This window comes from Anaerolineae bacterium, from assembly GCA_014360855.1.
Lineage (GTDB): Bacteria > Chloroflexota > Anaerolineae > JACIWP01 > JACIWP01 > JACIWP01.
Genome location: JACIWP010000108.1, coordinates 1 through 9863 on the forward strand (window position 1 = coordinate 1; position 9863 = coordinate 9863).

Genomic DNA, 9863 nt, shown 5'->3' on the forward strand with positions numbered 1-9863 from the left:
ATCGTCTATGCCATCCTGTTCAACTTTCCCATGATTATCACCCAGCGGCACAACCGCCCGCGGCTCCAGGCCCTGCTGGAAAGCGTGCGGAGCGGTGCCATCCCCGCCGGCCCGCCGGCCAGGACCCCGGCCGAGTCTGGCACAGCCACTGCTCAAGCCGGCAGAAGGTCGCAGTAATAGAAGCGGTTCTCCCGCAGTATCTTCTCTCCCCGGGTAAAGGCGATTGGCCGGCGGAAGATGGGGCCGGCATAGACGAAGCTGTGGAACTCGCCGTTCTCGGCGCAGGGGTCCACGCCGGCCGGCAGTTCGGCCAGCAGTTGCGCGTCGATCTCCCGGCCGGCGAATTCCCGCCCCAGCATTGTGGTATCCACACAGGTGATGACCGCCCGGAATCCCAGCGCAATGAACTGCCGGACGAGGTCCGCCGGCGCCTTCCCCCACAGCGGGAAGATCGCGCCCATGTCCAGGCGGGCGAGGTTGCGCTCTCGATATGCACGCACCTCCTCCAGATGGATGTCGCCGAAGGCCACGGCCTGCACGCCTCGGGAGAGATAGCGTTCCAGCACCTCCCGCATGCGGCGCTCGTACTCCCCGTTGTCGCAGTGCTGGGGGATCCAGACGAGCTCAAGCGGCAGGCCCAGGGCCTCGGCCTGCTGTTGGAGGAGCTCCAGGCGCACCCCATGCATACTGATGCGCTGGTAGCCCTCGGTGACGGTGGTCAAAAGGCCGGCGACCTCCCAGCTCCCCTCCTGCAGAAGCGTGTGTAGGGCCAGGGCGCTGTCTTTGCCGCCGCTCCAAGCGAAAAGGATGCGTTCCATTTCCCGCGCTCCGATCGAACTCCCTGCATGATACCACACGCTCCCGCGCCGGCCAAACCAGCCCCTACGTCCCTGCCCCCGCGATAGAGGATAACATTAAACTTTGTCCACCTCAGCCCTTTCATGGGCCGGCCATATTGTCAAGCGCCGGCTCGTTATGGTAGAATACCTGTATGAGCGGGCCGGCGGTACGCCGCGCTCGCCGTCCGCACGTCATGCATGGAGGATGGAAATGTCCAGGCGAGGCTGGGTCTTTGGAGCGCTGGTGCTGATAAGCCTCCTCTTGGTTTCGCCGGCCCTGGCCCCGGCCGGCAGTCACGTATCGGCGCAGGGGACCATTGGCGCGCCGCCGGAGTGGGTCAACTTCTACGGGATCAATTCCACGTTCAACGGACAGCCCCTGCCCGTCGGGTCCGAGGTAGTAGCCTACGCCGGCGATAAACGGTGCGGCTCCTTCGTCGTCCATACACTCGGACAGTACGGCGTCATGCCCTGCTACCGGGACCGGCCGGAACAGCCCGGCGCACAACCCGGCGACCGCATCCGCTTCACCATCAATGGCTATGAGGCCATCGTGCGGGGGCCGGACGAACCTGTCTGGACCGTGCACGGCGACCTCAAACATGTCGAGCTGGAAGCGCACGGCGTTCCGCAATCGCCCACCCCCACCCCGACCCAGACCGTGATGCCCACCAGCACGCCGACCTCCACCCCCATCGGATGGAGCCCCAGCCCCACGCCGACCTGGCCCTGGACACCTACGCCCACGCCCATCCTCTCCCCGACGCCCACCCCCACCCTGTGGTACTGGCCCAGCCCGACGCCCACGCCGGTGGCGCCGCCGGCAACCCTGCCGCCCGGGGTCACCTGCTGGGACCAGGTGCAGGACGGCGGCTTTGAGGCCGGCGGATACTGGGGGGTGGACGCCACCGCCCGGCCGGCGGCGCGCAGTATCGCTCAAGTGCACGCCGGCAGTTACTCCATGCGCCTCGGCATCGAGAACGAGTCCAACGTCGCCTCCAGCTCCGCCATCCGCCAGCGGCTGGAGGTGCCGGCCAACGCCACTTCCGCCCTCCTGACCCTGTTCTATTATCCCACCACCGAACCTGACCCACGCGGGGATTACTGGGAAATCCTCCTCATGTCCCCGGGCACCAACCAGGTCATCGCCACGCTCTGGCGCAACCCGGTGAGCAACGATCGGCGCTGGCTCCAGTTGAACGTGGACCTCTCCTCGTTCCGCGGCTATGCCTTCGACCTGTACCTGAACGTGTTCAACGATGGGCAGGGCGGCCGCAGTGCCGTATATGTGGATGATGTGGCGTTCCAGATTTGCGCGCCGGCGCCGCAGGCCCCTACCCCCACCTTCACGCCCCTGCCTCCGCCGGCCACCCCCTGGACGCCGTATCCTACGCCGGCCGGCCAGTGCACCGAGCTGATCTCCAACGGCGGGTTCGAGGCCGGCACGCAGGGATGGTACCTTGGCCCCACGGAGCGCGTGCCGGCGCTGGTCACCGACAACCGCCACAGCGGCAGTTACGCCATGCGGCTGGGCATCCCCGATGGGCCTAACGTGCAGACCTTCTCGTCCATACGCCAGACAGTCAGCATCCCCGCGGATGCCGCCAACGTCGAAATCACCTTCTGGGTATATCTTATGTCTACTGAAACCGGTGGGCAGGACCATCAGGAGTTTGTGGTGCTCTCGCCGGCGGATGGCTCGACCCTGGCCCTGCCCTGGCGGGTGTGGTACGACAACAGCCGCACCTGGATGCAACAACGCATCAACCTGACCCAATTCCGCGGCCAGTCCATCGTGGTGTACTTCAATGCCTATAACGACGGCGCCGGCGGCGTGACCTCGATGGTCATTGACGATATCTCCCTGCTGGCATGCCGGCCGGCCCCCACGCCATCTCCTACCGCCATCGCCCTGCTCGTCCCGACGGCGACCTTCACTCCACCGCCGGCGGCAGGGGCCGCCGGCCAGCAGACGCCCATGGTGACCCTGGCGCGGCCGACGCCAACCCCCTCACCCACGCCGGCGGGACTGCTGGGCGGCTCCAAAACCGCCACCATTGCGGCGGCAGCGGCGTTGATCATGGCTATCCTGGGCAGTGTGGCCATCATTGGGGTGGTGCTCCAACAACGCCGGCGGCAGAAGCAATCCGGGTCGGCCAGCGGCACGTACGGCGCTGGGGCGACGCCTCCACCGCCAGGCTTCGGACCGATTTCCTCTGCGGGAGCACAGCCCGGGGCTTCGGGGGCGCCTCCCACGTCGGCATCCCCCACGACATCCACGCCGGGTGCGCCGAGCGGGTCGCCGGCCGGCGCCGGTGGAGCCGCACCGTCCAGCGAAACGCCGTACCAGCGGCCGGTGCGGGTGGTCAGCGCGGCTCGTCCGCGGCGCATCTCCTCGGTAGAGCCGGATGTGTCCCCGCGCATGCCCGCGGAAGAAGAACCCGAGGAACCGCCTGAGCCGGCGGAAGAGGAACTGGGGGAAGAGGAGCGGGTTGACCCGGGAGCGCCTCGCCGCTGGATCCAACTGGCGGACAAGGACACGCCGCCGGAGGAGCCGCCGGCAGAGCCGGCGGAAGAAGAGGCAGAGGAGGACGAGGACCAGCCGCCGTGGTAAGCCTTTGGCGCGACGGGAAAAGAACAGGCGGGGGAAAATCCCCCCCCGCCTGTTTTATCCCATCCGGCCGGCTCCATCCTCCTGGAGCGGCACCTCGTCCAGCATATCGCGCAGCCGGCGGGCATGCTCGCTCCATCCGCCGGCGGGGAAGCGGCGCAGATACTCCTCCAGGTCCTGGCGCGCGCCGGCCGCGTCGCCGGCGTTGATGCGCGCACAGCCGCGCTGGAACAGCGCCTCCGCATGGCCGGGGATGAGCTGGAGCACCCGCGTGAGGTCCTGCACCGCCCGTTCGGGGATATTCAGCTCACGCCAGTAAATGGTGCCGCGCATGAGCAGTGCGCCGGCATTGCCAGCGTCCAGCTCGATGGCCCGGGTGAGGTCGAAAACCGCTTTCTCGAAGGATTCCCGGTCGGCGTACAGGTCGCCGAAATGGCGGTGGCCGGCGGCGCGCAGGGTGAGGAACCAGCTACACAGGCGGCGCCACCAGCCGACAGCCGGCCGGCTTGCTCGTTCGGGCATTCTCCCCTCAATCAAAAGGTATCAGGCTGAACTTCATCAGCTTGTCCCAACGGTGCACCGCCTCGATGCGCCGCACCGTGCCGGACTTACTGCGCATGACCAGGGTTTCGGTGCGTGCCCCGCCGCCGAAGTAGCGCACGCCCCTCAACAACTCGCCGTCCGTAATGCCGGTGGCGGAGAAGAAGATGTTCTGCCCGGAGCAAAGGTCATCCGTGGTGTAAATCCGGTTCAGGTCGTATCCCATTTCGAGGGCCTTGCGCCGTTCCTCCTCGTTGCGCGGCCAAAGCTTGGCCTGGATCTCGCCGCCGACACATTTGAGCGCGCAAGCGGTGAGCACAGCCTCCGGGGAACCGCCGATACCCAGCAGGATGTCAATGCCGGTGGATTCCATCGCGGTCATCAGGCCGCCGGCCACGTCGCCGTGCGGGAGCAGGCGGATGCGGGCGCCGACATGCCGCACCTCTTCGATCAGCTTCTTGTGGCGGTCCCGGTCCAGCATGACAACGGTCAGGTCATTGATGTCCTTGCCCCGCGCCCGCGCCACATTGCGCAGATTCACCGCTACCGGCGCCTCGATGTCAATGGCCCCCTTGGCCTCCGGCCCGACGGCGATCTTGTCCATATAGACGATGGGGCCGGGGAAAAACATGGTGCCGCGTTCCGCCATTGCCACCACAGACAGGGCGTTGGGCTGACCCTGCGCCAGCAGAGTGGTGCCTTCGACCGGATCCACGGCGATGTCTACTTGCGGAGGATCACCGGTGCCCAGGCGCTCGCCGTTATACAGCATCGGCGCCTGGTCTTTCTCTCCCTCGCCGATGACGACGATGCCGTCCATGCGGATGGTGTTGAGCACCAGACGCATAGCCTCGACGGCGGCGCGGTCAACCGCTTCCTTGTCGCCGCGGCCCATCCAGCGGCCGGCGGCCAGGGCCGCCGCCTCCGTCACACGCACCAGCTCCAGCGCCAGGTTCCGGTCAGGCAACGAAGGCCCAGTTTCCATGGGTGGTTCCTCCTTGCATTGACGAAGGTATAATATTTTGGTTCGGCGCCTCTGCGCGCCGACATGCCCTGAAACCGGAATGGGTACACCTGATACACACATTGTAGCTTGCCTTGGGGACAATGTCAAAGGATTTGTCAAAGCCCAACGGGTGTTGTAGCATTAGACAGCATCCCCGCATCCTGGAGGTCCCATATGAGCGTGTCTGCGGCGGCACGCCGGCTGTGTCGGATCGTTGGGACGAGCCTGCTGATATGGATGATCTTGAGGGTGCCGGCAGTCCTCGCGGAGAACCCGGTATCCGATGCGACGGTGCGCCTGGCCTTTGTGGGAGATATTATGGTAGGCCGGCATGTCGGCGAGATTATTGTCCAGCAGGGAATGTCATACCCCTTTGCGCATGTGGCCCCGATACTGCACAGCGCCGACCTAGCCTTCGGCAACATGGAATCGCCGCTGACCACCGCGCCGCGCGTCGCCGGCGGGTATGACCTGCGCGCCGATCCGTCCCTGGCGGAGGCGGTGGCGCTGGCCGGCTTTGACCTCCTATCGGTGGCCAACAACCACGCCACGGATAACGGCCGGCCGGGCCTGCTGGAGACCATCCAGGCGCTGGCGGATTGGGGGATGGCCAGCGTGGGCTGTGGGGAAAATCGGGAGACCGCGCAGGGGCCGTGGCGTACGGAGATCAACGGCCTGCGCCTGTCCTTCTTCGCCTATGAGGGACTGCGCGCCACATATCAGGCAAGTGCCAGCGCGGCCGGCTGTATGTGGCTGGACCCCGAAACCGCCGGCCGCGCCATCGCCGAGGCGCGCCCCGACTCCGACCTGATTATCGTGAGCGTGCATTGGGGGGAGGAATATCATTCCCTGCCGAACGCCTATCAGCGGCGGGTGGCCCAGCAGTTGGCCGATGCCGGCGCGGACATCATCATCGGCCATCACCCGCATGTGGTCCAGCCGGTGGAATGGGTGCAGGGCAAGGACAGGGCGCATCCCACGCTGGTCGCCTATTCCCTGGGCAACTTCCTGTTCGACCAGTGGTTCTCAGAGGAGACCATGCAGTCGACTGTCCTGCTGGTGGTGGCCGGCCGGGATGGCGTGCGGGAGTTCGGGCTGGTGCCGACGCTGAGCCAACACGGGCGCGTCACGCTCGCTGAGGGGGCGCCGGCGGAGGCGGTGCTGGGCCGGCTCCTGCCCGGGAATTCACCGTCCGCTGTATGGCGCGTCCTCTGGCCGGCGCCGGGGAGCGGAGCGCCGGCAGTCTGGTGGATGAGGGACAATCCGTCCGCGGCCGGCGGGCCAGCGCTGTCCGGCGCACACGTACCCCCGGTATGGCTGGAGCCGTTCGCCCCCGCTCGATCCAGTCTGGGGCATCCCAATGAGATGCTCTGGCGGTGGGAGATGCGTCCGGCGAACCCATCCGCGCCGGCGCGGTTCCGCCGGCCGTATGCCCTTTCCATCCTCGCGTCCGCGTGCGCCGACCATCCCGAGGCGCGGTGCGCCACGCTCGAGCCGGCCGGCGGCAATCGGCTGGCGGTGTACGGCTGGCATTGGACGGAGGAAGGATGGCGCCGCCAAATGCTGGCATCGGTCGAGCAAGTGAGCGAACTGCGCTGGCGCGATGTGACATGGGACGGCCGGCCGGAATTGCTGGTGCGGCCCATGGGCCGCGTCTACGAGAGGTGATGCCATGGACGCCGCCGGCTTTTTGAGCCGCATCCGACGTCATCGCGAGTACCGCGGCCAGATCGTGCACGAGAAGCTGTACCCGGCGCGGCCGGCGCGGTACGCCGCGCTGGCGGAACACATGCCGCCGGCGCTGGCGCGTGCCCTGGCCGACCTCGGCATCACCCATCTCTATACGCACCAGGCGGAAGCCATCGCCGCGGTGCGGCGCGGCGAGAACGTCGTCATCGCCACCGGCACAGCCAGCGGCAAGACGCTGGCCTACAATGTGCCGGTGCTGTGGCGCATGATGGAGGACCCCCGAGCACGGGCCTTGTACCTGTTCCCTACCAAGGCACTGGCCCAGGACCAGCTTCGCGCTCTGCGGGAGCTGTTGGGACGGATGGGTTGGGAGCTTCCTCTGGGGACCTATGATGGAGATACCCCTCGTTCTGCCAGGGCACGCCTGCGCAAGTCCGCCGCCATCCTGCTGACCAACCCGGACATGCTCCACGTGGGCATTCTGCCGAATCACACCGCCTGGTCCCATTTCCTGGCCAACCTGCGTTACGTGGTCATTGACGAGGCCCATGCCTATCGCGGGGTGTTCGGTTCCCAGGTGGCCTGTGTGCTCCGCCGGCTGCGCCGGCTGTGCGCCTTTTACGGCAATTTCCCCCAGTTCATCTGTTGTTCCGCCACTATCTCCAACCCCGGGGAACATGTGCAGGCGCTGACAGGCCTGCCGGCGCGCGTCATTACCGACGACGGCGCGCCCGCCGGCCCCAAGCGCTTCGTCCTCTGGAACCCGCCCTTCCTGGACGCGGCCCGCACAGCGCGCCGCAGTGCCAACAGCGAAGCCGCCTTCTTGCAGACGGAACTGGCCTTGGCCGGCGTTCGCCATATCGTCTTCACCCGCTCGCGCAAGGTGGCGGAGCTGATCCTGCTCTATGTGCGCCGGGCACTGCAAGAACGAGCGCCGCACCTGATCGAGCGGGTCAAATCGTACCGCGCCGGCTATCTCCCCGAACAGCGCCGGCGCATCGAACAGGAGCTGTTTCACGGGCAACTGCTGGGAGTCACCGCCACCAGCGCCCTGGAGATGGGGATTGACATCGGGGACCTGGATGCGGCGGTGCTGGTCGGCTATCCCGGCACAATTGCCAGCACCTGGCAGCAGGCCGGCCGTGCCGGCCGCCGGCAGGATGAATCGCTGGCGGTGCTGATCGCCCGCGATGATCCGCTTGACCAGTACCTCATGCGCCATCCGCAGGCCCTGCTGGAGCGCAGTCCGGAGCATGCCCTGATCGCGCCGGACAACGTCTACATCCTGGGCCGGCATCTCCCCTGCGCCGCGTTCGAACTGCCGCTGACCAGCGCCGATGAGGAGCTGTTCGGGCCGGGGTTCGTGGACGCCATGATCGCCCTGGAAAACCAGGGCCTGCTGGAATACCGCAGCGAGCGCTGGTACTACATGGGCATCGGCTATCCGGCGGAGCGGGTGAGCCTGCGCTCGGCCAGTGGGGAGCGGGTGTCTCTGCTGAACGCCGCCGACGGGTTCCGCATGATGGAGGAGATCGAGCTGACTACCGCTCCGACGCGGGTACATGAGGGAGCGGTGTACCTCCATCAGGGGGAGACGTACCTGGTGACGCAGTTGGATCTGGAGCGCAGGTTTGCGGTGCTCCAGCCGGCGGATGTGGATTACTACACCCAGCCGCTGGTCATGAGTGATTTGAGCATCGTGCGCTCGCTTCGCCACCGCGAGATGGGCATCTCCACCGCGTTTTACGGCCAGGTGCGGGTAGAGGAGCAGGTTATCGGCTACCGCCGGCTCCAGCAGTTCAGCGATACCGTGCTGAGCGAGGAATGGCTGGATATGCCGGCGCAGACCTTCGAGACGCGCGCCCTGTGGTTCGACCTGCCGCCGGCGTGGCGGCAGGAGCTGGCGCGCGAGGGGCTGGATTTTCACGGCGGCCTGCACGCCCTGGAGCACGCCATGATCGCCATGCTCCCCCTGTTCGCCATGTGCGACCGCAATGACATCGGAGGTATTTCCACGCCGGCGCATCCGGACACCGACCTGCCGGGCATCTTTATCTATGATGGCTTCCCGGGCGGCGTCGGGATCGCGGAGAAGGGGTTTGAGCTCCTGCCGGCGCTGTGGCAGGAGACCCTGCGCTTGATTGAGGAATGCCCTTGCGAGGCCGGCTGTCCCTCCTGCGTGCAAAGCCCCAAATGCGGCAACCGCAACCAGCCGCTGGACAAAGCCGCGGCAGTCTGGATGCTGAAACAGTTGCTACAGCTCGGTAAGTAGGCATCTCGACCCCCTGGCTCCCGCCCACTTCCGTAGAGGGTAAGAGCGAGCGCCGGCGCGTCTTGACATCTCCTCCCATCCCATGTACGATATCCCTGTCAGGAGGGAGAAGATGCGCAGTATCTGGCAGGCCCTGGCCGCGCTGGCGGGAACCGCCGCCGGCGCCATGCTGTGGTTCTGGATAGCCTTTGGCACCCAGCGCGCCGTCTGCGGGGAGGCCGTCACTTCCATGTTTGTCGCCGGCGCCCCCTGGTTTGCCGGCCTGGCGCTGTTTTGGAGCGCGGCCCTGCCCGTCCTGTCGGTATCCCACTTCCCCCTGCTCCCATCGTACCTCATCCTCTCCTTTGTCCTGGGTTCCATCTTTCACACCATCCATCAGGGGACACTGCACCTCTGGGACGGCGTTAATCTTTCCCTCTCCGCGCTGGCGGCGGTGCTGTGCACACAGTATGTGGTGCTTTCGTATCTCTACCACTGCCGGCTGGAACCCCAGCAGTTCCGCATGGCCGTGCAGTCGGCCGCTATGCTGGCCGGCGCCGGCCTGGCCGGCGTCATCCTCACCGACCTGCTGTTGAGCACCATACCCTGCCGGCCCGTCCCGGAATACCGCGCCCAGTGGGAGTATTTCGCGCGCCTCTCCCCGGTATGGTTCAGCATCTGGGGGGTGATACCCTCGCTGGTGAGCGCCTGGCTGTACGCCGGCGAGAAGAAACTGTCCCGAAGTTAAGACGGCTGTCGCTTGCCTCCACACAAAAAGGAGCATTCCCATGCAAAAGGCGCTCTGTCTGCGGGTCTTGTGCCTGCTTTCCATCGTGATCCTTTCCGCCGGCTGTCTGCCCCTGACGCCAGCCCAGCCCGGCGAGACAATCACCATGCCCCTCAATGTCCCCTATCCCGAGGGCACGG

9 protein-coding genes are annotated in these 9863 nt (G+C 66.5%); 6 read left to right on the forward strand and 3 right to left on the reverse strand.

Translation table 11 applies throughout. The features are described from left to right. Positions 1–177: hypothetical protein (locus tag H5T60_07405; protein ID MBC7242257.1), on the forward strand; the 177-nt coding region annotated here is incomplete at its 5' end. On the opposite strand, the gene H5T60_07410 is transcribed toward H5T60_07405, so the two are convergent. Beyond that, positions 153–818, reverse strand: a complete 666-nt coding sequence (locus H5T60_07410; GenBank protein MBC7242258.1) for a diphthine--ammonia ligase — start codon at positions 816–818, stop codon at positions 153–155. The two genes, H5T60_07405 and H5T60_07410, sit on opposite strands and share 25 nt — an antisense overlap. Before the next feature lie 232 nt (positions 819–1050). On the opposite strand from H5T60_07410, the gene H5T60_07415 reads away from it, so the two are divergent. Then, on the forward strand, positions 1051–3453 hold the full coding sequence (locus H5T60_07415; GenBank protein ID MBC7242259.1) for a hypothetical protein: 2403 nt from the start codon (positions 1051–1053) through the stop codon (positions 3451–3453). A 54-nt stretch (positions 3454–3507) separates the two neighbouring features. On the opposite strand, the gene H5T60_07420 is transcribed toward H5T60_07415, so the two are convergent. Both H5T60_07420 and glpX read right to left on the reverse strand, forming a co-directional pair. After that, positions 3508–3972: a tetratricopeptide repeat protein gene (locus H5T60_07420; GenBank protein ID MBC7242260.1), complete on the reverse strand. Its 465-nt coding sequence runs from the start codon at positions 3970–3972 to the stop codon at positions 3508–3510. Positions 3973–3979: 7 nt separating this feature from the next. Further along, positions 3980–4975: a class II fructose-bisphosphatase gene (gene glpX, locus H5T60_07425; GenBank protein ID MBC7242261.1), complete on the reverse strand. Its 996-nt coding sequence runs from the start codon at positions 4973–4975 to the stop codon at positions 3980–3982. Between the two features lie 195 nt (positions 4976–5170). Here glpX and H5T60_07430 point away from each other — a divergent pair, with 195 nt between their 5' ends. From H5T60_07430 to H5T60_07445, 4 genes are all read left to right on the forward strand, one after another. Continuing rightward, positions 5171–6664 carry a CapA family protein gene (locus H5T60_07430; protein MBC7242262.1) on the forward strand — a complete coding sequence of 498 codons (1494 nt, stop codon included), beginning with the start codon at positions 5171–5173 and terminating at the stop codon, positions 6662–6664. A 4-nt stretch (positions 6665–6668) separates the two neighbouring features. Continuing rightward, complete coding sequence (locus tag H5T60_07435; GenBank protein ID MBC7242263.1) at positions 6669–8957, forward strand: DEAD/DEAH box helicase; 2289 nt, start codon at positions 6669–6671, stop codon at positions 8955–8957. Positions 8958–9069: 112 nt separating this feature from the next. After that, positions 9070–9684: a hypothetical protein gene (locus H5T60_07440; protein MBC7242264.1), complete on the forward strand. Its 615-nt coding sequence runs from the start codon at positions 9070–9072 to the stop codon at positions 9682–9684. Positions 9685–9724: 40 nt separating this feature from the next. Then, positions 9725–9863 (forward strand): hypothetical protein (locus H5T60_07445; GenBank protein ID MBC7242265.1); only part of this gene is annotated, 139 nt, incomplete at its 3' end.

What these genes read in the sequence shown, in the direction of transcription:
- H5T60_07410 (MBC7242258.1), bottom strand. Translation starts at nt 818, where the DNA reads ATGGAACGCATCCTTTTCGCTTGGAGCGGCGGCAAAGACAGCGCCCTG.
- H5T60_07415 (MBC7242259.1), top strand. Translation starts at nt 1,051, where the DNA reads ATGTCCAGGCGAGGCTGGGTCTTTGGAGCGCTGGTGCTGATAAGCCTC.
- H5T60_07420 (MBC7242260.1), bottom strand. Translation starts at nt 3,972, where the DNA reads ATGCCCGAACGAGCAAGCCGGCCGGCTGTCGGCTGGTGGCGCCGCCTG.
- glpX (MBC7242261.1), bottom strand. Translation starts at nt 4,975, where the DNA reads ATGGAAACTGGGCCTTCGTTGCCTGACCGGAACCTGGCGCTGGAGCTG.
- H5T60_07430 (MBC7242262.1), top strand. Translation starts at nt 5,171, where the DNA reads ATGAGCGTGTCTGCGGCGGCACGCCGGCTGTGTCGGATCGTTGGGACG.
- H5T60_07435 (MBC7242263.1), top strand. Translation starts at nt 6,669, where the DNA reads ATGGACGCCGCCGGCTTTTTGAGCCGCATCCGACGTCATCGCGAGTAC.
- H5T60_07440 (MBC7242264.1), top strand. Translation starts at nt 9,070, where the DNA reads ATGCGCAGTATCTGGCAGGCCCTGGCCGCGCTGGCGGGAACCGCCGCC.